Source organism: Streptosporangium sp. NPDC020145, from assembly GCF_040631275.1.
Lineage (GTDB): Bacteria > Actinomycetota > Actinomycetes > Streptosporangiales > Streptosporangiaceae > Streptosporangium.
This window is the reverse complement of sequence record NZ_JBEXZT010000016.1, coordinates 28,784-52,550: the sequence shown is the minus strand read 5'-3', so window position 1 is coordinate 52,550 and position 23,767 is coordinate 28,784. Positions and strand designations below refer to the sequence as shown.

At 70.1% G+C, this 23,767-nt stretch carries 24 protein-coding genes; 20 read left to right on the top strand and 4 right to left on the bottom strand.

What is annotated here, in order from left to right:
• The 8 genes from ABZ463_RS26205 (at window position 1) to ABZ463_RS26170 (ending at window position 8,059) form a co-directional block, all read left to right on the top strand.
• Window positions 1-939 carry an SDR family NAD(P)-dependent oxidoreductase gene (locus tag ABZ463_RS26205; protein ID WP_362779922.1) on the top strand — a complete coding sequence of 313 codons (939 nt, stop codon included), beginning with the start codon at window positions 1-3 and terminating at the stop codon, window positions 937-939.
• A gap of 64 nt (window positions 940-1,003) precedes the next feature.
• Window positions 1,004-1,789, top strand: a complete 786-nt coding sequence (locus ABZ463_RS26200; RefSeq protein ID WP_362779919.1) for a citryl-CoA lyase — start codon at window positions 1,004-1,006, stop codon at window positions 1,787-1,789.
• A gap of 3 nt (window positions 1,790-1,792) precedes the next feature.
• Complete coding sequence (locus tag ABZ463_RS26195) at window positions 1,793-2,662, top strand: MaoC/PaaZ C-terminal domain-containing protein (RefSeq protein ID WP_352015716.1); 870 nt, start codon at window positions 1,793-1,795, stop codon at window positions 2,660-2,662.
• Window positions 2,647-3,582: a hypothetical protein gene (locus ABZ463_RS26190; protein WP_352015717.1), complete on the top strand. Its 936-nt coding sequence runs from the start codon at window positions 2,647-2,649 to the stop codon at window positions 3,580-3,582. Before ABZ463_RS26195 ends, ABZ463_RS26190 begins: the two co-directional genes overlap by 16 nt.
• A gap of 95 nt (window positions 3,583-3,677) precedes the next feature.
• Entirely contained in the window at window positions 3,678-4,655 is a 978-nt protein-coding gene (locus ABZ463_RS26185; RefSeq protein WP_362779916.1) for an alpha/beta fold hydrolase, read from the top strand.
• 36 nt (window positions 4,656-4,691) lie between these two features.
• The gene (locus ABZ463_RS26180) at window positions 4,692-5,456 is read left to right on the top strand and encodes an enoyl-CoA hydratase-related protein (RefSeq protein ID WP_362779914.1); all 765 of its coding nucleotides are present in this window, start codon (window positions 4,692-4,694) and stop codon (window positions 5,454-5,456) included.
• A gap of 75 nt (window positions 5,457-5,531) precedes the next feature.
• On the top strand, window positions 5,532-6,596 hold the full coding sequence (locus ABZ463_RS26175) for an LLM class F420-dependent oxidoreductase (RefSeq protein ID WP_352015720.1): 1,065 nt from the start codon (window positions 5,532-5,534) through the stop codon (window positions 6,594-6,596).
• A gap of 20 nt (window positions 6,597-6,616) precedes the next feature.
• Window positions 6,617-8,059: an aldehyde dehydrogenase family protein gene (locus tag ABZ463_RS26170; RefSeq protein WP_352015721.1), complete on the top strand. Its 1,443-nt coding sequence runs from the start codon at window positions 6,617-6,619 to the stop codon at window positions 8,057-8,059.
• 125 nt (window positions 8,060-8,184) lie between these two features.
• Here ABZ463_RS26170 and ABZ463_RS26165 read toward each other — a convergent pair whose 3' ends face one another.
• Window positions 8,185-8,940, bottom strand: coding sequence for a GntR family transcriptional regulator (locus tag ABZ463_RS26165; RefSeq protein WP_362779910.1), 756 nt, complete (start codon window positions 8,938-8,940; stop codon window positions 8,185-8,187).
• Between the two features lie 155 nt (window positions 8,941-9,095).
• On the opposite strand from ABZ463_RS26165, the gene ABZ463_RS26160 reads away from it, so the two are divergent.
• The 12 genes from ABZ463_RS26160 (at window position 9,096) to ABZ463_RS26105 (ending at window position 20,934) form a co-directional block, all read left to right on the top strand.
• Complete coding sequence (locus tag ABZ463_RS26160; RefSeq protein WP_362779907.1) at window positions 9,096-9,824, top strand: GntR family transcriptional regulator; 729 nt, start codon at window positions 9,096-9,098, stop codon at window positions 9,822-9,824.
• Window positions 9,821-10,576 (top strand): 3-oxoacid CoA-transferase subunit A, encoded by a 756-nt coding sequence (locus ABZ463_RS26155; protein WP_352014546.1) that lies wholly within the window; start codon window positions 9,821-9,823, stop codon window positions 10,574-10,576. Before ABZ463_RS26160 ends, ABZ463_RS26155 begins: the two co-directional genes overlap by 4 nt.
• 107 nt (window positions 10,577-10,683) lie before the next feature.
• Window positions 10,684-11,400: a CoA-transferase gene (locus ABZ463_RS26150; protein WP_352014547.1), complete on the top strand. Its 717-nt coding sequence runs from the start codon at window positions 10,684-10,686 to the stop codon at window positions 11,398-11,400.
• Entirely contained in the window at window positions 11,385-12,314 is a 930-nt protein-coding gene (locus tag ABZ463_RS26145; protein WP_362779903.1) for a hypothetical protein, read from the top strand. The genes ABZ463_RS26150 and ABZ463_RS26145 overlap by 16 nt, the downstream gene beginning before the upstream one ends.
• Before the next feature lie 45 nt (window positions 12,315-12,359).
• On the top strand, window positions 12,360-13,151 hold the full coding sequence (locus tag ABZ463_RS26140; RefSeq protein ID WP_362779900.1) for an enoyl-CoA hydratase/isomerase family protein: 792 nt from the start codon (window positions 12,360-12,362) through the stop codon (window positions 13,149-13,151).
• A 175-nt stretch (window positions 13,152-13,326) separates the two neighbouring features.
• A complete protein-coding gene (locus tag ABZ463_RS26135; protein ID WP_362779898.1) occupies window positions 13,327-14,955 on the top strand; it encodes an ABC transporter substrate-binding protein in 1,629 nt (542 codons plus the stop codon).
• A gap of 22 nt (window positions 14,956-14,977) precedes the next feature.
• Window positions 14,978-15,742 (top strand): enoyl-CoA hydratase/isomerase family protein, encoded by a 765-nt coding sequence (locus ABZ463_RS26130; RefSeq protein WP_362779895.1) that lies wholly within the window; start codon window positions 14,978-14,980, stop codon window positions 15,740-15,742.
• 39 nt (window positions 15,743-15,781) lie between these two features.
• Complete coding sequence (locus ABZ463_RS26125) at window positions 15,782-16,840, top strand: LLM class F420-dependent oxidoreductase (RefSeq protein WP_352014552.1); 1,059 nt, start codon at window positions 15,782-15,784, stop codon at window positions 16,838-16,840.
• The gene (locus ABZ463_RS26120; protein ID WP_352014553.1) at window positions 16,840-17,778 is read left to right on the top strand and encodes an ABC transporter permease; all 939 of its coding nucleotides are present in this window, start codon (window positions 16,840-16,842) and stop codon (window positions 17,776-17,778) included. Before ABZ463_RS26125 ends, ABZ463_RS26120 begins: the two co-directional genes overlap by 1 nt.
• 94 nt (window positions 17,779-17,872) lie before the next feature.
• Complete coding sequence (locus ABZ463_RS26115; protein WP_362779892.1) at window positions 17,873-18,784, top strand: ABC transporter permease; 912 nt, start codon at window positions 17,873-17,875, stop codon at window positions 18,782-18,784.
• A gap of 34 nt (window positions 18,785-18,818) precedes the next feature.
• Window positions 18,819-19,877, top strand: a complete 1,059-nt coding sequence (locus tag ABZ463_RS26110) for an ABC transporter ATP-binding protein (protein WP_362779889.1) — start codon at window positions 18,819-18,821, stop codon at window positions 19,875-19,877.
• A gap of 43 nt (window positions 19,878-19,920) precedes the next feature.
• Window positions 19,921-20,934, top strand: a complete 1,014-nt coding sequence (locus ABZ463_RS26105) for an oligopeptide/dipeptide ABC transporter ATP-binding protein (RefSeq protein WP_352014745.1) — start codon at window positions 19,921-19,923, stop codon at window positions 20,932-20,934.
• Window positions 20,935-20,998: 64 nt separating this feature from the next.
• Here the strand turns inward: ABZ463_RS26105 and ABZ463_RS26100 are convergent, their stop codons facing one another.
• From ABZ463_RS26100 to ABZ463_RS26090, 3 genes are all read right to left on the bottom strand, one after another.
• On the bottom strand, window positions 20,999-21,364 hold the full coding sequence (locus tag ABZ463_RS26100) for a cupin domain-containing protein (protein ID WP_352014556.1): 366 nt from the start codon (window positions 21,362-21,364) through the stop codon (window positions 20,999-21,001).
• Between the two features lie 150 nt (window positions 21,365-21,514).
• The gene (locus ABZ463_RS26095) at window positions 21,515-22,540 is read right to left on the bottom strand and encodes an alpha/beta hydrolase (protein ID WP_352014557.1); all 1,026 of its coding nucleotides are present in this window, start codon (window positions 22,538-22,540) and stop codon (window positions 21,515-21,517) included.
• Window positions 22,541-22,805: 265 nt separating this feature from the next.
• The gene (locus tag ABZ463_RS26090) at window positions 22,806-23,630 is read right to left on the bottom strand and encodes a MoaF C-terminal domain-containing protein (RefSeq protein WP_352014558.1); all 825 of its coding nucleotides are present in this window, start codon (window positions 23,628-23,630) and stop codon (window positions 22,806-22,808) included.
• Window positions 23,631-23,767 lie beyond the last annotated feature (137 nt).

Below are 23,767 nucleotides of genomic sequence, written 5' to 3'. Positions count from 1 at the left end.
GTGGCCGTACCGGGCGGAGTGATCGTCACCGGTGCGGGCGGGGGCATCGGAGCCGAGGTGGCCAAGTGCCTCGCCGCCGCGGGCTACGGCGTCGTCGTCAGCGACCTGGGGGTGTCCGTCGACGGCCACGACCCGGACGGGCAGGTGGCGGAGTCCGTGGCCGAGGTGATCCGGGCCCGGGGCGGTCGCGCCCTGGCCCACCAGCACGACGTCGTCTCCTTCGACGCGGCGGCCGACCTGGTCAGGCGCGCGGTCGAGGAGTTCGGCTCGCTCGACGGCCTTGTCACCTGCCACGGCATCCTGCGCGAACGCATGATCTTCAACATGACGGAGGACGAGTGGGACTCGGTCGTCTCCGTCCACCTCAAGGGCACGTTCAACTGCGTGCGCTTCGCCACGGAGCAGATGCGCCGCCAGCGCGGCGGAAGCATCGCGCTGCTGAGCTCGGCGGCGGGGCTGGAGGGCAGCCCGGCGCAGGCCAACTACGCGGCGGCCAAGGCGGGCATCGTGGGCCTCGCCCAGAGCACGGCGCTGGCGATGGGACGCTACGGCGTCAACGTCAACTGCGTCGTCCCCTCCGCGGCGACGCGCATGACCTCACGACTGACCGACCGGATGCAGGCCAGCAGGCCCGGCGCCGAGCGGCAGGGCCCCGAGCTGGTCGCCGAGCTCGTACGCGCGCTGCTCGACCCGGCCAACCGCCACATCACCGGGCAGACCTTCACCGCGGCCGGTCGCAAACTCGCCCGGTGGGAGCCTCCCCAGGAGCAGGAGAGCGTGCGCCTGGCCGACGAGTTCACCTACTCCGACGTGACCGGCGCGGTCCGGCAGCGGCTCGGAGTCACGCCGCTGCGCCGGTTCGCGGCGCTCGGGCTGCCGACGCCGGCCGCGTCCGACCCCCAGACCACGGACATCCTCGAAGTGGGAGACGGAACATGAACGCTCGGCCGACAGTGAGCTCCCCGCACGATCCAGCCGCCACGCGCGCCGAGGAGACGTCGCGGTGAGCGGGCGCAGTGTGCGGCTGGAGATCGGCACCGCCGTGGGAGCGGCGGACGAGCACCACGTGCAGGTGCGCGGGCTGGATCTCGTCGACGACCTGATCGGCGAGCTGACCTACACCGAGGTCGCGCTGCTCGCGGTGACCGGCCGCAGGCCGACCCCCGCCGAGACCAAGGTGGTCGACGCGGTGCTGGTGAGCCTGCTCGACCACGGCCTGACGCCCAGCGCGCTCGCCGCACGGCTGACGTTCTGGTCGGCTCCCGAGGCGATCCAGGGTGCCGTCGCGGCCGGTCTGCTCGGCGCGGGAAGCGTGCTGCTCGGTTCGATGGAGGGCTGCGGGCGCCTGCTCACGGACATCGCCGACGACGTCGCCGACGGCGCCGCGGCCCGTGACGCGGTGGAGACGCGGCTGCGCGCCATCGTGGACGCGGGTGGGCGGATTCCCGGCCTCGGGCACAGCCTGCACCGCGACGGCGACCCGCGCGCCGGGAAGCTGCTCGACGTCGCGCGGGACCAGAAGGTCGCGGCGCGGCACGTCGAGCACCTTGAGCTCGTCGTCGAGCGGGCCGCCGCGCTCACCGGAAAGGCACTGCCGCTCAACGCGACGGGCGCCGCCGCCGCGCTGCTGCTTGAGGTGGGTGTGCCCTGGCGACTGCACCGCGGTTTCGCCCTGATGAGCCGTACGGCGGGCCTGGTCGCGCACATCGGCGAGGAGCTCGAATCGCCCCTCGCCCCCGCGGTGCGCGCCGCGCTGCGGACCGCGAGCCGCATCGAACCGGAGGTGTGAGCGGTGTCGGAGGCCGTGGAGCCACAGCCGGAACCGGGGTGGGAGATCTTCGTCTGCGACGAGTGGCGGGCGCGGGTGCTCCAGGAGATCACAGGCCTGTACGGCCCGCCGTACGCGGACGGAAACGTGCCCTGCCTGGCGTTGCTGCCCCCGACGTTCCTGGTGGCCCATCGGACCGACCCGGACGCCATGGGCGTCCCGGACGCGCCGGTCAGGCTCAACGCCGGCAACTGGTGCCGGTGGGAGGCGCCCGTGACGCCGGGGGAGATCCTGGAGCGGCGCACGGTGATCGAGTCGGTCACCACGAAGCCGGGCCGCGACAGCGACCTGACGTTCTACCAGCTCGCGACGACGTACCGGCGCCGCATGACGCACGACGTGGTCGCGCGCACGTCCACCACGACGATCCGCACGGGCGCCCGGCAGGGTCGCGGCGGTTCCGGGCACCGCACGGAGCCGCCCGCCGACGCCGTACCGGTCATCGAGGTCACCCCGAGCAGCCGCGAGGTCGTGCGGTACGCCGCGGCCACCGACGACTTCTACGAGGTGCACTACGACCACGCGTTCGCACGGGCGAGAGGTCTGCCGGGGACGATCACCCACGGCCTGCTCAAGCTCGCCTACCTGGCGCGTGCCGCCGTGCAGTGGGGCGGACACGGGACGTTCGTGCGGGAGCTGAGCGCCTCCTACCGAGGGATGGACCGGGTCGGCGCGCCGTTTCGCGTGCTCGCCCGGGCGGACGACGGCGACGGGGACGGGCCCTCGCGTCACCTCACGCTGTACGGCGTCTCCGCTGACGGCGGGGTCAGCACCGTCGGCCGCGCGGTGATCGAGAGAAACGAAGGAGAGGATGGGCAGTGGCTGAGCGACTGACGGTGCAGACGGTACGCGGACCGGTCCCGGTGTCCGAGCTCGGGCGCGTCCTGCCGCACGAGCACGTGGCGTGCGACCTGTTCCGCGTGACACGGCAGATGGGTCTCGCCGCGTTGAACGACCCGGACGAGGCGGTCCGGGACCTGAAGGTCTTCAAGGAACTCGGCGGCGGATCCGTCGTCGAGGCCACCAGCGGCGGGCTCGGCCGTAAGCCCGCCGTGCTCCGGTCGGTGTCCGAACGTGCCGACGTGCACATCGTCATGGGCTGCGGGTGGTACCGGGAGCCCTACTACGAAGAGGACATGAACAAGCTGAGCACGGCCGAGCTGACCGACCGCCTGCTGATCGACATCTTCGAGGGCGAGGGCGGCGTACGGCCGGGCGTGATCGGCGAGATCGGCGCCGACCGTGAGTGGGTTTCCGGGGTCGAGGAGCGGGTGCTGCGCGCGGCCGCCCGAGCCCAGCAGGAGACCGGGCTCGGGCTGATCCTGCACGCGGTCAAGAGCGAGGTCGGCGCCTGGCAGCTCGACGTGCTTGAGGACGAGGGCTGCGACCTGAGCCGGGTCGCGGTCGGCCACTGTGACACATATCCGGACGTCGACTACCACGAGCGGCTGGCCGAGCGCGGCGCGATGGTGATGTACGACGGCAACGGCCCGGGTGACGCGCTGCTCCAGGAGCAGCGGATCGCGAACGCGGTGGAGCTGATCCGCCGCGGATGGGCAAAGAGCCTGCTGCTCTCCCACGACGTCTGCGTACTGGGCATGCGCGAACGCCGTGGTGGGCCGGGTTATTCGTACGTGCTGCGGCAGGTCGGCCCCGACCTGATCGCGGCCGGGGTTCCCGAGGACGTCGTGGAGACGATCTTCAGTGAGAACCCGCTGCAACTGCTCGCCGGGCACCGTCCCGACGGCAACTGAGGAACGCCTTTTCTCCCGGCTCGAACGTTCGGGGACGACCCTGCCGGATGCATTGGCGCCTGTTCTGTCACGTTCCGAGAAAGTGTGAGGATGCCATGAACGACAGGACCGGTCGGACGATCGATCGACGCCTCCTGCTCGCCGGGGTGGCGGGGGCGGGCGTCGTCGCGCTCGCCCCGTCGGCCGCCTTCGCGGCGGAGGAGAGGGCCCGCGGCTCGAAGCCGGGCGGGCGAGAGAAGGTGCTGCCCGCGCAGACGTCGTGGGACCCGGTGCCCGCGATGACCGGCATGAAGCAGGTACAGATCCCCGACGTGCGGCTGGCGGTCTGGGACACCGGCACCGGAGGCAGGGGTCCGGGCAGGGGCCAGACCGTGGTGCTCATGCACCCGCACACCGGCAACGGCGGCTCGTGGGGCTACCAGCAGGCCGTGTTCGCCGCCGCGGGCTACCGGGTGATCAGCTACTCGCGGCGGGGATACCACGGCTCTGAGGCCGGCCCCGCCGAGCGGCCCGGCACGATGGTCGGGGACCTGACGGCCCTGATGGACGCGCTCGGCGTCGGAAGGTTCCACCTGGTCGGCCTGGCCGCGGGCGCGTTCGCGGCGTTCGACGCCGGCCTGTCGGTCCCGGACCGGCTGCTGAGCTGCACGGTGGGCGCGACGCTGGGAGGGATCCAGGAGCCGTCGTGGAACGAGGTCACCACGGCGATCCTGCCGGAGGGCTGGTTCGGACTGCCCGAGACGTTCCGCGAGCTCGGCCCGTCCTACCGGGCCGCGCGGCCGCAGGCGATGACGACGTGGATCGAGCACACGAAGCTGCCGGTCACGACCGTGCAGCAGCCCCCGCAGAACACGCTGACGTGGCCGGCGATCGAGTCGATCAGGACGCCGACGCTCCTGCTCACCGGCGACTGCGACCTGTACCTCCCGCCGGCGCGTCTGCGCGAGATGGCGGGCCACGTCAGGAACGCCGAGGTGGCGATCTTCAGCGAGGCGGGGCACGCCCCGCACTGGGAGTCCTACCGCGAGTTCAACAAGACGGTGCTGTCGTTCATCGGTAAGCACCGGCGGTAGACCATGGAAGCGGCAGGCATCGGGGCCGAGGAGCCCGTGGACCTGAGAATCGAGGGTCACGTCGCGACCGTGACGCTGGACCGGCCCGACGTGCTCAACGCGGTCGACACGCCGACGTACCGGTGCCTGCTCGCGGTCTTCGCGAAGATCGAGGATGGGGCGGACATCCGGTGCGTCGTGGTGCGAGGGCGGGGCAGGGCCTTCAGCGTCGGCGCGGACCGGACGGAACGCGCCAAGATGACGGACGACGACCTGCGGCGCAGGCGCAGGCTCGTCCCCCGGGTGTTCTCGGCGATGTACCACTGCTCGCGACCTGTGATCGCGCAGGTGCACGGCTACGCGCTGGGCGGTGGCCTTGAGCTGGCGCTCAGCTGCGACCTCGTGGTCGCCGCCGAGGACGCCGTCATGGGGCTCGTCGAGACGACCCTCGGCAGCATGCCCGCGGGCGGCGGCACGCAGTTGCTCCCGCGGCTCGTGGGCATCCCCAGGGCGAAGGAGCTGATCTTCACCGGCCGCCGGTTCACCGGCGCCGAGGCCAGGCAGTGGGGGCTGGTGAACCACGCGGTGCCCGCCGCCGACCTTGAGACCACGGTCGGCGCGCTCGCCGCCGAGATCAGCGCGGCGGCACCGCTGGCGGTCGCGCAGGCCAAGCGCGCCATCGACCTGTCCACCCAGTTGGAGATCGACAGCGGGGTCGCACTGGAGGCCGAGCTGTACGAGCGGCTCCTCACGAGCGCGGACCGGCTCGAAGGGCTGGCCGCGGCGCGCGAGGGCCGGCGGGCGAACTTCCGGGGCCGATGACAGGGCCGATCACGAAGTCAATGACGGGGCCAATGACGGGGCCGGTGACGAGGCCGGTGACGAAAGGAATGCACGATGATCGAAAGGTTGGGATGCGCCATCGGCGGGCTGGCCGACCCGGAGCACCCGGGGGACGTCGCCGCGACGGTGCGGATGATCGAGGACGCGGGCTACGAGTCGGCGTGGTCCTATGAGGCGTTCGGCGCCGACTGTTTCACGCCGCTGGCCTGGTGGGGCTCGCACACGCGCACGATGCGGCTCGGCACCGACATCGCCCAGATGGCGGCGCGCCCCCCGACGGGGATGGCGATGGCCGCGATGAGCCTCGACCAGCTGTCCGAAGGGCGGGCCGTGATCGGGCTCGGGCTCTCCGGGCCGCAGGTCGTCGAGGGGTGGTACGGCATGCCCTTCGAACGCCCGCTGGGCTGGACCCGGGAGTACGTCGCGATCATGCGCGCGACCATCGCCGGGGAGCGCGTCGCGTACGAGGGCAAGACGTACCGGCTTCCCGCTGAGGGAGGGTCGGGACTCGGCCGCCCGATCCGGTCCACGCTGCGCGGCGGCCGTACGGACATCCCGATCTGTCTGGGCGCCGAGGGGCCGATGAACATCTCGCTGGCGGCCGAGATCGCCGACGGCTGGCTGCCGACGAACTTCTCGCCCATCGCGGACGAGTGGTACCGGGAGCGGCTGGAGCTGGGCTTCGCCCGCAGGCCCGGCGGGCGGCCGGAGAACTTCGAGATCGCACCCGCGGTCTCGGTGGCGTTCGGCCCGGACCTGGAGTCGGCCGCCGACCGGATCCGCCCGTTCATCGCCTACCAGGTCGGGGCGAACGGGGCGGAGAACATGAACTTCCACCTCAACGCCATCGCGCGGCTCGGATTCGAGGAGCCCTGCCGGGAGATCCGGGCCAAGTTCGTCGAACGGGACCGTGAGGGCATGGTGGCCGCGGTGCCGACCGAGATGGTCGAGGCGGTCGCGCTGGTCGGGACGCCGGAGAAGATCCGGGCCGACCTGGAGACGAAGTGGAACAGATGCGTCGCGACGAGCCTGATCGCCAGGGCGCGCGTCGACGACCTGCTCAAGCTGGCCGAGGTGTTCCGCACAACCACGGGCGCCGCGCAGGGGCAGCCCGCCTGATTCGTATGACCGTTCGGTCGGTGAGGAATTCGCAAATGGTGATGAGGTACGAGCACTGGATCAACGGCGAACCGACGCCGTCGGCGGGCGGGGAGCGGCTCACGTCGACCAGGCCCGGCACGGACGAGGTCGTGTGCGAGATCCCGTTGGGTGTCCGGGAGGACGCCGACCGGGCGGTGGCCGCCGCGAACGCCGCCTTCGCCAAGTGGGCGGCGGAGAAGCCGATCCGCCGCGGCCGGGTCCTGATGGCCATCGCGGCGGGGCTGCGGCGTGAGCGGCAGCGGCTCGCCGAGCTGGAGGCCGCCGAGACCGGCAAGCCGCTGCGGCAGGCGGACGTCGAGATCAGGGGCGCGGCGGCGTTCTTCGAGTTCTACGCGGGCCTGGTCAACGTGCCGACGGGGGAGATCATCGATCTCGGCGACGGCTACCACGGATACACGCGGCACGAGCCGTTCGGCGTGGTCGGGGTCATCACCCCGTGGAACGTCCCGCTCAACCAGGCGGCCAGGGCGGTGGCGCCCGCGCTGGCGGTCGGCAACGCCGTGGTCTGCAAGCCGTCGGAGTTCACGTCGTCGACCACGCTGGAGCTCGGGAGGATCGCCGCCGAGGCCGGGCTGCCGCCGGGGGTGCTCAACGTGGTGACCGGCATGGGCGACGTCGTGGGCAGCGCGATCGTCGAGCATCCGCATGTCCGGAAGGTCGCGTTCACGGGTTCGGTGCGCGCCGGTCGCATCGTCGGCCGGACCGCCGCCGAGAAGATCATCCCTGTCACGCTCGAACTGGGCGGGAAGTCGCCGAACATCGTGTTCGCCGACGCCGACCTCGACGCCGCCGTCGCCGGCGCGTCGAGGGCGTTCGTCGGGAACGCCGGGCAGGTCTGCTCGAACGGCACCCGTCTGCTGCTGGCCCGCGAGATCCACGACGAGTTCGTGGCGCGGCTGGCCGAACGGGTGCGGGCGGTGAAACCGGGCGAGGACTACGGCTCCCAGACGACGAAGGACCAGTTCGAGAAGGTGCTGTCCTATTTCGACGTCGCGCGCGAGGAGGGCGCCACGCTGGTCACCGGCGGGCGGGCCACCGGCGACGGGTGGTTGATCGAACCGACGATCTACACCGGGGTGACGAACGAGATGCGGATCGCCCGCGAGGAGATCTTCGGCCCGGTCCTGGTGGTCATCCCGTTCGACGACGAGGCCGACGCCGTCGCCAAGGCCAACGACTCCGACTACGGTCTCGCGGCGGGCCTCTGGACGGCGGACCTCGGCCGGGCCCACCGCGTCGCGGCCGCCCTGCAGGTGGGACAGGTCTACGTCAACGAGTGGACGGCCGGGCTGATCGAGGGCCCGTTCGGCGGCCACAAGAACAGCGGCCACGGCCGGGAGAAGGGTGTGGAGGCACTGCGGCACTACACCCAGTCGAAGTTCGTCTCGGTCAGGATCGGCAGGAGCGCGAGCGGTGGGTAGGCACGGCCACCGCTCGTGACGCGTACGGCGGGCCGGGCCGGTGATCTCGGGTGGGCGTCCCCTGGTGAGCGAGGGACATCGGGGGCCCCACCCGGCCTGACGTTGGCCTACACGGCCTACACGACCTATATCGAGGTCGCGGACGGGCGCTTCCTGGGCCCGCGCGTGGACCGGGTCGTCCCGCGCCTGCCCGCCGCCAGCTGGGTGATCGACGGTGTGTCGCTGTCGGTCGCCGGCATCAGCGCCTCGACCTTCTCGGTGGAACGTGTCTTGTGGGCCTGCATCGCGTTGTACGCGGCCTGCGGGTCGCCGGCGGCGATCGCCTCGGCGACCGCGCGGTGTCCCGCGACGGACTCGGCGAGGCTGCCGGGCTGGCTGAGGTTGCGGAACCGCAGCAGGCGCACGCGCCCGTCGAGAACGCCCAGGGCGTCGCGTAACCCGCCGCTGCCGGCCATGGCCAGCATCTTCTCGTGCCGCTCCTCGATCATGCGGACGTACGCGGGGACGTCCTCGGCCTCGGCGGCCCGTTCCAGATCGGCGACCGAGAGCAGCAGGGCGTTGCGCTGCTCCACGGTGCCGCGTACGGCGGCCCACGCGGCCATCATGGGTTCCAGCGCGGTCTTGATCTGGTAGACGTCGGTGATCTCCTGCGGGCTGATCTCCCGGACGAAGACGCCGACGCGCGGGGTGATGGTGACGAGACCCTCCACGCTCAACTGCTGCAGAGCGTCACGCACCGGCGTCCGGGACACACCGAACCGCTCGGCGAGATCGTCGGTCGAGATCCGCTCACCGGAGGCAATCGTGCCGTTGTAGATCAGCGCGCGGATCTCCTCGGCGACCACGTCCTTGGCCGAGAGAATCCGGACCTGTGAATCCAACGATTTCACCTACTCCATTAGCGCTGATGTGCGAACCCCCTGAGGTAATCGTAGCCGCCCGGAAGGGGCGGCCAGTGGCGATCGGGCGGTGTCGTCGGGCGCATCTGAGATGCTGATCCTTGACATGTAGTACATCAGCGCTCACACTTGAGCTTGTGCGCACTTCCCTGAGACTCCGTGTTCTTTCGGCGAAGGACGTCGTCATCGAAGAGATCCGCGCGCTGATCCACAACGGCACGATGACCTCCGGCGACCGGATCTCGACCGACGAGCTCGCCGAGCGGTTCGGTGTGTCCCGGACGCCGGTGCGTGACGCTCTGCAGCAGTTGAGCGTGGAGGGTCTCGTCACCATCACCCCGCGCGTCGGCGTCTTCGTCCGGGAGATCAGCCCGCAGGAGATCACCGACGTCTACCAGATCAAGACCGCGCTGGAACCCATGATGGCCGCGTGGGCCGCCGTACGCGGCACCCGGGAACAACGTGCCGCGTTCCGCGGGACCTTCGACGAGCTCGAACGGCTGGCTCACTCCAACGACGTCCAGGAATACGTGCGGGCGCTGGAGGAACGCCGTGAGGCACTGCTCACGATGGCCAGGAGTGACGGGTTGCGAGACTCGTTCGCGGTGCTCGACGGGCGGGTGCGCCTGCTGCGGTTCCGCAACCTCAGCCAGCCGGGCAGGCTCACCGAGTCCGCGGCTCAGCACCGTTCCATCGCGGAGGCGATCGAGGCCGGTGATCCCGACGCCGCCTACGTCGCCATGCGGGACCACATGCTGGACGCCACCGCACGGGTGCGCCTTCTCGTGGTGTCGGAGCAGCCGAACGGCGACCCGGCGCCCACCGCCTACTCAAAGTTGTCGAAACGCACGGAAGGTGCCAGATGATCAACAAGGTCGTGGAGTCGGCGGCCGAGGCCGTCGCCGACATCGAAAGCGGTTCGATGATCGCTTTCGGCGGTTTCGTCGGAGTGCCCGGTGTCCCGAGCACCCTGATCAAGGCGATCGCCGAGCGCGGCCTGCGCGACCTGACGATCATCGCGTGTGAGTCAGGCCGCGGTCGCGCCGGCGCGCAGTCGTACGGGGTCCCCGGCGGCGGCCAGCCGTACATCCCGGAGCCTGAGGACGGCGTCTACCCCGTCGGGTACCTCGCCGAGCTCGGCCAGGTGCGCAAGGCGATCACCACCTTCTCCTCGCTCAACAACCCGAACTTCGACGGGCCGTTGGAGGCGGGTGTCCGGCGGGGCGAGGTGGAGATCGAGCTGATCGGGCAGGGCAGTCTGTGCGAACGGCTGCGCTGCGGGCGCGCGGGTCTCGGCGGTGTCTACACCCCGGTCGGCGCGGGCACGAAGATCGGCGCGGGCAAGGACATCCGTCACTTCGACGGCGTGCCGCACGTTCTTGAGACGGCGCTGCGCCCCGATTTCGCCATCATCTCCGCCTACCAGGCCGACCGGTTCGGCAACCTCGTCTACCGGCACGGCGCCAGGACGACGAACCCCGTCGTGGCCGGCAGCGGCAACGTGACGATCGTGGAGGTCGAGGAGGTCGTCGACTACCTGGACCCGCAGCACATCGTCACCCCCAGTCCGTACGTGGACCGGATCGTCCTGAGTGACAGGCGCCTCATGGTGAGGTGACCGGCGGTCCAGCGAGTTCCAGGACCGAGGCGGTCGGGCGGCCTCGGGTGAATCCATCCTCGGGAAAGGAGTTCGGGGGACACTGGGCCCGAACCCCCGGCCAGGCTATGACGCCAGCTCAACACCCCTCCGCGCCATCCCTGACCAGGGTTGGAATCGCGCGACGCATCTCACAGGACTTCCGTGAGGGAGACGTCATCAACCTGGGCGTCGGAGTGCCCATGCTGTGCAGCCTCTTCATCGAGGACGACGAGGACATCTTCCTGCACAGCGAGCACGGCGTCCTCGGGCACGGCAGGCAGGCCCGTACCCAGGACGAGGTCGATCCGTCGCTGGCCACGGCAGGCCGGCAGCCGATCATCCCCCGTCCCGGGATGGTCGTCATGGACCACGCCGAGTCCTTCGCCCTGATCCGGGGCGGTCACCTCGACGCGACGATCCTGGGAGCGTTCCAGGTGAGCGTGCAGGGCGACCTCGCCAACTTCTGGCTGCCCGGGGCGATCGCGGGTGCGATCGGCGGCGCCCAGGACCTCGCGTTCTGTGCCCGGCGGGTGATCGTCGCCATGCAGCTGCTGCCGCGCCCGCGGCGGTTCGTCAACCGGCTCGAACTGGAGATGACCGCGCCGCGGTGCGTCGACCGGCTGGTCACCGACATCGGCGTGATCGATCTGGAGGACGGCAGGGCGATCGTCCGCGAGCTCGTGCCCGGCTGGAGCCTTGAGGACGCCCAGCGGCTCACCGAGGTGGAGCTCGTGGCCGCACCGGAGGGCATCGCCGAGGTGACGCTCAAGAGCGACAGGGACGACCTGTGGCACGCGGCGTAGCGGACGGCAGGACCGTCGAGACCGTACGCGGCCCGGTCGCGGCGTCGGAACTGGGCCGGATCCTGCCGCACGAGCACGTGGTCTGCGACCTCATCAAGGACCGGCCGCGGCCCGACCCCACCCTGGACGAGTCCGAGGACGCCGTGGCCGACCTCAAGGAGTTCAAGGCGGCGGGCGGCAGCACGATCATCGACTGCACGAACAACGGCCTGGGAAGGAACCCCGGTCTGCTGCGTTCGGTCTCCGAGCAGACCGGCGTGCACATCGTGATGGGCTGCGGCTGGTACCGCGAGTCCTTCTACGAGGAGGACATGAACAAGGTCAGCGTCGCGGAGCTGACCGAGATCCTCCTTGAGGACGTCAGGACCGGGGTGCACGGCATCCGGCCGGGCGTGATCGGCGAGATCGGGGCCGACCACGGCTACCTGTCCGCGGTCGAGGAGCGGGTGCTGCGCGCCGCGGCGAGGGTCCAGAAGGAGACCGATCTCGGGCTCGTCCTGCACGCGGTGAAGAGCGACGTCGGGAGATGGCAGCTCGACGTGCTTGAGGAGGAGGGCTGCGACCTGCGGCGGGTCGCCGTGGCCCACTGCGACATGTACCCCTACCTCGACTACCACGAGCTGCTCGCGAAGCGCGGCGCGCTGGTGAGCTACGACCGCAACGGCCCCCGCAACCCCCACCAGCAGGAACGGCGCATCCGCAACATGGTGGAGTTCATCCGCCGGGGCTGGGCGTCGCACCTGCTGATCTCCCACGACGTGTGCATCCCGGGGGACCGCGCCGGCGCGGGAGGACCCGGGTACGCGTACGCGCTGAAGCAGGTCGTGCCCGACCTGCTGGAGGCCGGGGTCCCCGGGGAGGTCGTCGAGTCCATCATGGTGGACAACCCCGTGCGCCTTCTCGTCGGCTCCTGATCCCTCCCATCCCAGCCATGTTCCATCGACGTCAGGAGAGAACGAGTGACTGACAACCCAGAGGTGGTGCTGTGCCGGACCGAAGGGCGGGTGCGCGTCATCACCCTCAACCGTCCCCGGGTCCGCAACGCGCTGAACGGCGAGATGATGCGGCGCTTCCACCAGGCGGTGGACGACGCGGTCGCCGATCCGGATGTCGGCGCGATCGTCGTCACCGGCAACGGCCCCGCGTTCTCGGCGGGCGCCGACCTCAAGGAGGCCGGGACGGGTCCCCGGCCTGACGACCTGTGGGACCGGTACGCGCACGCGGTCGACAACGACCGGATCTACGAGCGGTTGTCGCGGGTGCCGTTGCCGGTGATCGCCGCGGTCAACGGGTTCGCCGTGGGCGGCGGTTGCGCGCTCGCGGTGTCGTGCGACGTCGTCATCGCGGCCGACACGGCGCGGTTCGGCTATCCCGAGACCAACCACGGGATCGCCCCGGTCACGGTGGCGGTCGGCCTGAGCCGGGTGGTCGGGCGCCTGCAGGCCCTCGACCTGCTGTTGTCGGGCCGGTTCTTCGACGCGGCCGAGGCCCACGCGATGGGCATGGTCACCAGGATCGTCCCCGCCGACGACCTGATGACCGAGGCCGTCGGCTACGCGCAGGCCCTGGCGGAGAAGTCGCCGACCGCGATCCGCCTCACCAAGCGGGTCTTCCGGGCCGTCCAGGAGCTCGACTACGACCACGCCTTCGAGTACGCCCGCGACGTCAGCCTGATGACCCGCGAGGCGATGACCGGCGGTCTCGGGGTGACGAGGTCGCCGGCCGGTACGGAGAACCGAGCCGCGGAATAGCCATTGTACATGTGATATTTCAGGTGTAACATTCAAGGCTATACCGCAAGAGAAATCAGCCAAGCGCGGATTTCCATCACTCGGGGACGGGATCGCCGCCGTCTCGGCACGACCCCTATCAATCATTCCTTGGACTTTCGGAATCGGGTCAGTGCCCGGGACATGGGAGCGAACAATGAAGGTACGCAGGGTTGTTGCCCCTGCCGCGCTGGTCACGATACTGGCGGCCGCCGGTTGTGGCGGTGGTGAAGGCCCGGCGACGAACGAGCGGCCGACCATCCGATGGGGCGTGGCCACCGAGGGCATCACGTCGATGGACCCGGTCCGTGCCGTACAGCCGGTCGACCGCAGCCTGTCGATGATGTTGTTCGACGGCCTCGTCCGTTATCAGCCGGGTAACGCGACGGCGCCGTTCGAGCCGGGGATCGCGAAGGAGATCCCGCAGCCCGCGACGCAGGACGGCAAGCAGGTCTGGACGATCGCGCTCCGCACAGGCGTGAAGTGTCCCGCGGGCCAGAAGACCCCGGCGTACGACCTGACGTCCGACGACGTGGTGTTCTCGCTGAAGCGGGCGGCCGACCCCGAGAAGTCGACGTTCGCCTCGGTGTTCGCCGCCTACGACACGGTCGAGGCGGTGGACGCAGGCACCGTGAAGGTGACGATGAAGCAGCCGGTCTCGCCCGCCGCGTTCCTGCCCACGATCTCGAACTGGCAGGGCGGGCTCGTGGTGTGCAAGAAGGCGGTCGAGGCCGAGGGCGAGGACTTCGGCAAGCGCCCCGTGGGGCCGGGGCCGTTCAAGTTCGAGAGCTGGACCCCGGGCCAGCGCATCACGTTGCTGGCCAACGACGACTACTACCTGGGCAAGCCGCTGTCCGCCGGGTGGGACATCCGGTTCATGGCGGACGACACGGCCAGGCAGGCCGCCCTGTTCGGCGGTGACCTCGACGTCGCGTCGCCCACCGCGACCGGCGACAAGGGCCTTGAGGTCATCGACTCCAGGAAGGGGTTCAAGGTCGTCGAGACTCCGCTCTTCGGCACCTGGTACCTGTTGTTCAACACGAAGGTCGGCCCGACCGCCAACCCTGAGGTGCGCAAGGCGCTGGCCTACGCGGTGAACCGCGAAGACTACGTGACCCTGACCGGGAAGCGGACCGCGAAGCCGACGCTCAGCGTGTGGGGGGCCCAGCTGCCGGGCGGCGTCCCCGACGCCCACGTGGAACAGGCAGGCCTGGCGTACGAGTTCGACGTGGCCAAGGCCCGCCAGATGCTCGCGGCGGCGGGATACCCCAACGGCTTCGACGTCACCGTCACCGCGCCCAGCAACGCGACCACCTTCCAGGTCCTCCAGGCCCAGATGAAGGCGATCGGCGTCAACGTCAAGATCAAGACGGTGGACGTGCCGACCTGGCAGACGGCGATCATGACCGGCCAGGAGCCGCTCATGCTCACCCTCATCTCCTACCGGCCCACGCCGCAGATCCCGTACACGGACTTCTTCTACGGCCCCTCGGCCGTACGGGGCGGCAAGCACCCGGCGCAGAACTTCGGCGGGTACGACGGCGCCGACGCTCTGATCGAGAAGGCGGCCAAGACGTCCGACTCCGCGGAGCAGGCGCGGCTGTGGCAGGAGATCAACGACAAGATCCTCTCGGACGCCGCGGCGAAGCCGCTCTTCGTGGCCTACCAGGCCTACGGCGCGGTCTGCGGGTTCACCATGGGCGGCGTCGAGCCGCCGACCACGATTCCCGGCAACTGGCAGCCGAGTTACAAGTCCACCGTCGATGCCCAAGCGAAGGACTGCTGATCCCACGCGGTGCGGAGAAGCTGTGCGGAAGAGAGGTGCTGTAGTGGCCGAGGTCGAGTTCCAGGTCGTGACCGATGGCGTCGGCGTCATCACACTGAATCGGCCGGAGAAGCTCAACGCGTTCAACTTCGAGATGCACCGGCAGCTGGCGGCGGTGCTCACCGGTGACGAGCTGCAGGACTGCCGCGCGGTCGTGCTGCGGGCCGAGGGCCGGGCGTTCTGCGGCGGCACCGACCTCAGCGAGCTGGGCGACCATTTAGGGCAGAGCAGGACGCCCTCGTTCGAGGTGTCCACCGGAACCGAGATGTCGCACAACTTCCGGTACGCACGGCCCGTGATCATCGCGGCGGTGCAGGGCTACGCGCTGGGTCTCGGGACGCTGGTCGTGAACCTCACCGACCTCGTGATCGCGAGCGAGGACGCCGTGTTCGGGCACCCGGAGGTCACGCACGGCCTGGTCCAGGGCAACGGCATCCCGCGGCTGCGCGAGATCGTCGGCACGCGGGCGGCGATGTCGATGCTCGTCACCGGCAGGCGCGTACCCGCGGAGGAGGCCCTGCGGATCGGCATCGTGAACGAGGTCGTGCCCGCGGAACGGCTTGAGGAGAGAGCCATGGAGGTGGCGCGGCAGATCGCGGCGAACCCGGCCTACGCGGTGCACATGGCGAAGAGGTTCTTCTACGAGTCCGCCGACATCCCCTACGGCGCCGCCGTACAGGCGGGCTACCGGGTCATGCGCACCGCGCAGCTGGCCAGGCGGGAGAACGGGGCGAACTTCCAGTGGTGACCACACCACGGGCGGCGACCGAGCCGGAAGGAGCCCCAAGTGATCGATAAGCTCGCCTGCTCGATCTACACGCTGGGTGCCGAAGCCGCCGAGGTCGCCGAGGCCGCCGGTTACGAGTCGGGGTGGACGTCGGAGTCGTACGGCACCGACTCCTTCACCCCCCTGGCCTGGTGGGGCGCCAAGACCAGGACGATGCGCCTGGGCACGGGCGTCGCGCAGATGGCGGCCCGCGCCCCGACCGCGACCGCGATGGCCGCCATGACGCTGGACCGGCTCTCCGGCGGGCGCGTGGTCGTCGGCCTGGGACTGTCCGGCCCGCAGGTGGTCGAGGGGTGGTACGGGATGCCCTTCGAACGGCCGCTGCGGTGGACCCGCGAGTACGTCGCGATCATGCGTGACACGTTCGCGCGGGAGCGGGTCTCCCACAACGGCGAGATCTACAGGCTCCCGGCGACCGGCGGAACCGGGCTGGGGCGCTCGATCCGTCCGGGCATCCGGGACGCCCGTACCGACATCCCCATCTACCTGGGCGCGGAGGGGCCGAAGAACATCTCGCTGGCCGCCGAGATCGCCGACGGCTGGCTGCCGACGAACTTCTCCCCGGAGTTCGACCACTGGTACCGGGAACGGCTTGAGGCCGGGTTCCGCCGCCGGCCCGGGGGACGCCCCGAGAACTTCGAGGTGGCCCCCGGCGTGGCCGTCGCGTTCGGGCCGGACGTCGAGACGGCCGCCGACGAGCTCAGGCCGGGCATCGCCTTCCAGGTCGCGGCCAACGGCGCCGAAGGCATGAACTTCCACTACAACTCCATCGCCCGGCTCGGTTTCGAGGAACCGTGCCGGGAGATCACCGAGCGGTTCAAGGCCCGTGACCGCGAGGGCATGGCGGCCGCCGTACCCACGGAGATGGTCGAGGCGATCGCGCTGGTCGGCCCGCCCGAGAAGGTCCAGCGGGACCTTGAGACGCGGTGGCACAACTGCGTCGCCACGACGATCATCGCGCGGACCTCCGTACAGAACCTGCCCATGCTCGCCCACGTGTTCGCGGCATCGCGAGCCGCCTGCGGCGCACCCGTGACCTCACGAGCGGAGAACGGCTGATGGCGCGTTACTTCCTGAAGCTGTTCGGGCGGCTGCTGCTGACCCTGGCGGTGGTCTCCACCGCCGTCTTCTTCCTGATCCGGCTCACCCCCGGTGGTCCCGCCGTGGCCATCCTGGGCCAGGACGCGTCCCCGGACGCGGTGGCGCGGCTCAACGAGAAGCTCGGGCTCACCGACCCGGTGTTCCTGCAGTACTGGAAGTTCCTGACGCAGCTCGCCCAGGGCGACCTCGGCAACTCGCTCACCAACGGCCTGCCGGTGAGCGAGACGATCCTGAGTGTGCTCCCGCACACGCTCGAACTCGCGGTGGCGGGACTCCTCATCGGCAAGCTCGGCGGCATCACCCTCGGCATCGTGGAAGCGGTGTGGAAGGACAGGTCGCCCGACGTCATCGGGCGGATCCTGTCGCTGATCGGGCTGTCCTTCCCGAGCTTCTTCGTCGCCGTGCTGCTGATCCTGTTCATCGCGCTGCCACTCGGTCTGCCGACCAACGGGGTCGCCTCCTTCGCGGATCTCGGCGCGAACCTGCAACGGATCCTGCTGCCCGCCCTGGCCATGGGGATCGTGAGCACCGCCTACACCTCCCGAATCACCCGCTCGCTCATGGTCGAGGTCATCGGGGAGAACCACGTCCGTACGGCGCGGGCGAAAGGGGTGCGGGAGGGCCGCGTCCTGGTGCGCCACGTGCTCCAGCCCGGCTCGCTTCCCCTCGTCCCGATCGCCGGCATCTCGTTCATCACCCTGGTGGGGGACGCGGTGCTCATCGAGACGGTGTTCGCCCGCCCGGGGCTGGGCAGCCTGATGGTCAACGCCATGCAGGCACGTGACTACGCGACCGTGCAGGGCTGCATCATCGTGATCACCACGGTGATCGTCCTCGTGAACGCGGCCGTCGACGCCCTCTACCACGTCCTCGACCCCCGAACCAAGACGGTGTGAGGTCCTCCATGGATCCGACAGGCATCCGGCCGCTCCGTATCCACAGCACTCGGCGCCCGAGCGACGTCGAGACGACACGAATGCCGGTACGAGCATGACGACGAACGACTCGGGAGCGGTGGTGACCGCCGCCGCCCCCCCGCCGGACAAGGGCGGCTCACGATATGTCTCGCAGCCCCGCAGGAGGGGACTGCGCCGGCTCAATCCGCTGCTGATCATCGGCGGGCTGATAATCACCTTTCTGGTGTTCGTCGCGCTCTTTCCGGCCCTGTTCACCTCCCAGGACCCGGCGCAGCAGGATCTGGCGGCCCAGCTGGAGCCGCCGAGCGCCGAACACTGGCTCGGCCGCGACCAGTTCGGCCGGGACATCTACACGCGGCTGATCTACGGCACCCAGGTCTCGATGGTCATCGGGGTGTCGTCGGTGCTGCTGGGGATGGCCGTGGGCATTCCGGTCGGGATGATCGCCGGCTACTTCCGTGGGAAGACCGAGCGCGTGATCATGTGGATCGTCGACGTGAAGATGGCGTTCCCCGGGCTCATCCTCGCCCTGCTCTTCGTCGCCCTGTTCGGGCAGGGAGTCTGGAACATCACGCTGGCGATCGTGATCGGGATCATCCCGGTGTTCGCACGGCTCGCGCACGGTCCCGCCCTGGCGTTCCGGGAGCGGGAGTTCGTGAAGAGCAGCATCGTGTTCGGCGCGCGGGCGCCGTGGATCCTGTACAAGCACATCTGGCCCAACCTGCGCAGCGAGATGGTGGTCATCGCCAGCATGACCGCGGCCGTGACGATCCGGATCGAGGCGGGCTTGAGCTTCCTCGGCCTCGGTCTGCCGCCCCCCACGGCCACGTGGGGTGGCATGCTCCGCGACGGCACCACCTACCTGCAGACAGACCCGTTGTTCTCGCTGGTGCCCGGACTGGCGATCTTCGTCGCCGCCCTGGGCTTCAACCTCCTCGGTGACGGGCTGCGGGATGCCCTGGACCCCCGGACCGCGAACAGTTGACCTGCCGGAGACCGGCCGACCCGAAGGTGTGTCGATGACCGACGTGACCGAGTCCGAAATCCACGAACATCCGCGGACCCCGGCGCCGGACGGATGCCTGTCCGTGCGGAACCTGACGACGGTGTTCACGACCAAGCGCGGGACCGTGGCGGCGGTGACCGATGTGAGCTTCGACCTGCGTGCCGGAGAGACACTGGGGATCGTCGGCGAGTCCGGGTCGGGCAAGAGCGTGACCGCGATGTCCATCCTCGGGCTGATCCCGAAGCCCCCGGGCAAGGTCGTGTCCGGCGAGATCCGGGTGGACGGGAAGGACCTGCTGGCGCTGGACCGCCGCAGCCTGCGGGCGGCGAGCGGGTCGGACGTGGCGATGATCTTCCAGGATCCGATGACCTCGCTCAACCCGGTCCACCGGATCGGGGCGCAGATCGCCGAGGGGATCCTGGCCCACCGGCGCAGGCCGTCGAAGGCCGACAGGGAGGCGGCCCGGCGCAGGGCCGTCGAACTGCTCGCGGCCGTCGGGGTGCCGGCGCCGGAGCGGCGCGCCCGGCAGTATCCGCACGAGCTGTCCGGCGGCATGCGGCAGCGGGTGATGATCGCCATGGCGATGAGCTGCGACCCGAAGGTGCTCATCGCCGACGAGCCGACCACCGCGCTCGACGCCACGATCCAGGCGCAGATCATGCGGCTGCTGCGCGAGGTACAGCAGCGCACCAACGTCGGGATCATGCTGATCACCCACGACATCGGCCTGGTGGCACAGAACGTCGACCGCGTCCTGGTCATGTACGCGGGGCGGGTGGTGGAGATGGGCACCGTCGAGGAGGTGCTGGGAAACCCCAAGCACCCCTACACCGTCGGCCTGCTCCGGTGCACGCCGAGCCGGCTGCCTGCGGACTCCGTCCGGCGGCGGCTCACGCCGATCCACGGCCTTCCGCCCAACCCGACGGACCTGCCCCCCGGATGTTCCTTCGCGCCCCGGTGCACTCTCCGCGGCGACCGGGAGCGGTGTCTCCTGGAACAGCCGGAGCTGCGCCCGGCGCCGACGGACGACCACCGGTCCGCATGCCACTTCCTTGAAGAGGTCACCCCCTGAGCGTGTCCCCGCGCTCGTGCTCGACGGTGAGGAGTCGGAACTGATGTTCCACAGCACACAACAAGACGTGGTGGATCCCGCGGAACCGGCCGGTGAGGAACTGCTGCGGATCGAGGGACTCAAGGTCCACTTCCCGCTCGGCAGGCGCAGACGCGGCCGGTACGCCGAGACGGTGTACGCCGTCGACGGCGTGGACTTCACCCTGCACAAGGGCCAGACCGTCTCGCTCGTCGGGGAGTCGGGGTGCGGCAAGTCGACCGTGGCACGGTCACTCGTCGGGCTGGCCCGCCCGACCGCCGGGTCCATCCGGTACAAGGGCATGGACCTGAGGACCGCGAGCCGCAGCCAGATGCGGATGCTGCGGCGGGAGGTGCAGATCGTCTTCCAGGACCCGTTCGCGTCGGTCAACCCGCGGATGCGGGTGCGGGACATCATCGAGGAGCCTCTGCGCGTGCAGGGGCTCCCACGGGACAAGTACGTGGCCGAGGAACTCCTGGAGATGGTCGGGCTCCAGCCCGTGTACGCCAACCGTTTCCCGCACGAGTTCTCCGGCGGGCAGATGCAGCGCATCGGCATCGCGCGCGCGCTCGCGCTGAAGCCGCGGGTGCTGGTGCTCGACGAGCCGATCTCCGCGCTCGACGTGTCGATCCAGGCCCAGATCATCAACCTGCTCATGGACCTGCAGGACGAGCTGGGACTGGCCTACCTGCTCATCGCGCACGACGTGGCCGTCGTGCGCGCCGTCAGCCACCGCGTGCTGGTGATGTACCTGGGCCGGATCGTCGAGGCGGGCCCCGAGGTGCTGTCCGATCCCAGTCACCCGTACACGCAGGCGCTGCTGAGCGCCATCCCCTCGGCGGAGGTCGGCTCCCGCGGCTCCAGGAAGGAGATCATCCTTGAGGGCGACGTCCCCAGCCCGACCGACCCGCCGAGCGGTTGCCGGTTCCGCACCCGGTGCTGGAAGGCCGCCGACGTGTGCGCGGAGGAGGAGCCCGGACTGCTCGACCGCACCGGGCTGGGCGTGCTCAACGCCTGCCACTTTCCCGTCCGCGAGTAGTGCGCGAAACGCCGAAGGCCCGGAAGCCGCTGTGGCGGCTTCCGGGCCTTTCCCGCGCCGGAAACTAGAGGCGGTAGATGTGGTACACCTTCTGGAAGGTCTCGTGGACGGTCCAGGTGCCGTTCCAGCCGACGGGGAAAACCGCGCTCGACCCGGGCGTGAGCTTGACGGGTTCGCCGCCGTCCTCCTGCACGGTCATGCTGCCGGAGATCACGTAGATGGACTCCTCCCGGTTGGGGTACTCCCAACGGGACGAGCCGGGCGCGCACTCCCAGGTGCCGATGATGAACTTCTTGTCCTCGCTCATGTGCAGGACGCGGTTGCGGGTGAGAATCTCGGCGGGCTCGATGGGCGTGGCACTCGGCGGTACGAGAGGCCGCTGCTTCGAGTCGCTCAGATCAAGGTCTTCGGGGCGAAAGTTCATCGTCATGGATCGCTCCTCACTTCGTCGGGGTCGCCGGACGGCCCGGCCCCGGTCCTCGCCGGGGCCGATGGCGGCGGTGCTGCGTGAAGTCTTCCTTTGAATTCTATACTTGATATATCACATGTCAAATCTGGTGCGTATAAAGCGCGACGGTCGTCACCCGTGCGCCCCGCCGCCCGGCCCGCTGTCCCCGGCCTCCCAGGCGGTCGCGCGGGGGAGATCGAGGACACGTTCGAGCCAGGAGCCCCGGGCGGCCTTCGACGCCCGGCTGACCGTGGTTCCTGGAGCCTGCTCCGTGAAGCCGTGGAACGCCCCCGCCCAGATGTGCAGCTCGGCCTGGCCGCCGACCGCCCAGATGCGTGTCGCATAGTCGACGGCCTCGTCACGGAACACCTCGCAGGCGCCCGCGTCGATGTAGGCGGGCGGGAGGCCGGACAGGTCGGTCGCCCGCGACGGCGCGGCGTACGGGGACACCTCCGGGCCGCCCGCGTCGTCGCCCAGCAGGAAACGCCAGCCCCAGAGGTTGCTGTTACGGTCCCACCAGCCGATCCCGTCGTACTGGTGACTCGACGCCGTGGTGTTCCTGTCGTCGATCATCGGGCAGTACAGCCCCTGCCCGGCGATGGCGGGCCCACCCCGGTCACGCGCCAGCAGCGACACGCCCGCGGCGAGGCCGCCGCCCGCGCTGCGCCCCATCACGACGATCCGTCCGGGGTCGAAGCCCAGTTCGCCGGCGTGCTCGGAGACCCAGACGAGGCCCGCGTAGCAGTCCTCGACCGGCGCGGGATGCGGATGCTCGGGCGCGAGCCGGTACTCGACCGAGACCGCGACGAGCCCGTAGACGTCGACGAGCTCCACGAAGCTCTCCATGGACCAGAACCGGTTGCCCATGCACATCCCGCCGCCGTGGATGTTGTACAGCGCGGCCGGCGTCGTGACCCCGCCCTTCGGGCGCAGGATCGAGACGGTGAGGTCGGGGGCTCCCGCCGGGCCCGGGATCACCCGGTCCTCGAACTCCACCGGACGGTCGCCGAGGATCTCCTCGATGGGCTTGGTCATCGACCCGCCGCCGTCGCGTCCCGCGCGTACGGTCTCCGGGCCGAGCGGCGGGCCCCCGCCGACGTGGAGCGCCTCGTAGGCGGGCAGAAGGTCGGGGTCGAACGGGACGGGTGTCACGGTCATCGGGATTCCTTCGGGTCTCGGGCAGGGGGGAACGGCCGCGTCCTCGTGTCGGCGGAAACCGGGCCTCGCCTGGTTCTGCGAGGGGGAGCCGTCCAGGGCTCGGCGCCCCTGGGCTCGTAGGCCCCGGTTCCACGCCTGGTAGGGCGCGTGACGCCGTTTCGAGGGGAAAACAGCTTAGATACTAGATGTGATGTATCAATTCATCTATTATGTGATGGGGCGCCCGGGCCGGACGGCACACGCCGTCCGGCCCGGGAAACCGGGTCTAACGCGCCGGGTCGAACTCGGCGGGATAGACCGTCGTGCCGATCAGCCTGCCGAACCCGTCGAGCGTGAAATGGTCGAGGACCTGCCGGGACTCGTCGAGCCCGAACAGCACGCCCCGCGAACGGACGCTGCGGATGTCACGGTGGTCGGCGACCGTCACCGCCGCGCAGGGGAGCGCCTTCTCCCGCCAGGCGAACAGGAAGATGCCGGGGCGCAGTTCGTAGGCGGTGCACTCGTCGGTGTCCGCGAGCCCCTCCTCGGAACCGGCCAGGCACTGCCAGGCGTACTGCCGCGGTCCGAGGTAGATGTGCTCGTACACGCGGTCGTGGCCGTACTCCCACAGCACACGGCGGCCGGTGAGCGCGGTGGACGGCGCGGGCGGGAGCATGGTCGACTCGACGCCCTCGATCCGCGCCGTCGCGAAGCACTGCAGGACCCGGGGCCGGCCCGGTGAGGGATCGCCGGCCAGGGTGAGCACAGAAAGCGCGTGCCCGCTCGTGAAGTCGAGCGCGAGGCTCACGGACTCCGTCGGCGTCTGGGTGTGGCGGAACTGTACGTAGAAGAGATCGTCCGCGACCCGGAACGCGTCGTAGCGGCCCTCTCCTGAGGCCGAGACGTCGTCTCCGCGCCCCGGGCTACGCGTCCACGTGACGGTGTCCGCACCGAAACGGTGCGTGATGCGGGTGCCGTGGTCGTCGTAGAGCACGACCACGCGGCCGACGAGGGCGGGCGGCGGATCGGTTCTGGTGAGACCGATGTCCGCGGCCGCGAGGAGTCCGTGGACGGGTTGACGGATCGAGGCTTCGGAAAGGTCGCTGATCATGGTTCTCCTCACCGGAGGAAGACGGAGGCGAGGGTGAGCGAGGAGGCCACGGGCGCGGATGGGGCAGCGCCAGTGGCTCCCGCTCGGCTCATCGAGCTCGGTTTCGTCCGCGACGGCGGACTCTGGTCTGTAAGTAA

Excerpts from the sequence above, each read along its gene's own strand:
- ABZ463_RS26120 (WP_352014553.1), top strand. The coding sequence starts at position 16,840 with ATGGCGCGTTACTTCCTGAAGCTGTTCGGGCGGCTGCTGCTGACCCTG.
- ABZ463_RS26155 (WP_352014546.1), top strand. The coding sequence starts at position 9,821 with ATGATCAACAAGGTCGTGGAGTCGGCGGCCGAGGCCGTCGCCGACATC.
- ABZ463_RS26095 (WP_352014557.1), bottom strand. The coding sequence starts at position 22,540 with ATGACCGTGACACCCGTCCCGTTCGACCCCGACCTTCTGCCCGCCTAC.
- ABZ463_RS26115 (WP_362779892.1), top strand. The coding sequence starts at position 17,873 with ATGACGACGAACGACTCGGGAGCGGTGGTGACCGCCGCCGCCCCCCCG.
- ABZ463_RS26100 (WP_352014556.1), bottom strand. The coding sequence starts at position 21,364 with ATGACGATGAACTTTCGCCCCGAAGACCTTGATCTGAGCGACTCGAAG.
- ABZ463_RS26150 (WP_352014547.1), top strand. The coding sequence starts at position 10,684 with ATGACGCCAGCTCAACACCCCTCCGCGCCATCCCTGACCAGGGTTGGA.
- ABZ463_RS26105 (WP_352014745.1), top strand. The coding sequence starts at position 19,921 with ATGTTCCACAGCACACAACAAGACGTGGTGGATCCCGCGGAACCGGCC.
- ABZ463_RS26185 (WP_362779916.1), top strand. The coding sequence starts at position 3,678 with ATGAACGACAGGACCGGTCGGACGATCGATCGACGCCTCCTGCTCGCC.
- ABZ463_RS26110 (WP_362779889.1), top strand. The coding sequence starts at position 18,819 with ATGACCGACGTGACCGAGTCCGAAATCCACGAACATCCGCGGACCCCG.
- ABZ463_RS26135 (WP_362779898.1), top strand. The coding sequence starts at position 13,327 with ATGAAGGTACGCAGGGTTGTTGCCCCTGCCGCGCTGGTCACGATACTG.
- ABZ463_RS26090 (WP_352014558.1), bottom strand. The coding sequence starts at position 23,630 with ATGATCAGCGACCTTTCCGAAGCCTCGATCCGTCAACCCGTCCACGGA.
- ABZ463_RS26175 (WP_352015720.1), top strand. The coding sequence starts at position 5,532 with ATGATCGAAAGGTTGGGATGCGCCATCGGCGGGCTGGCCGACCCGGAG.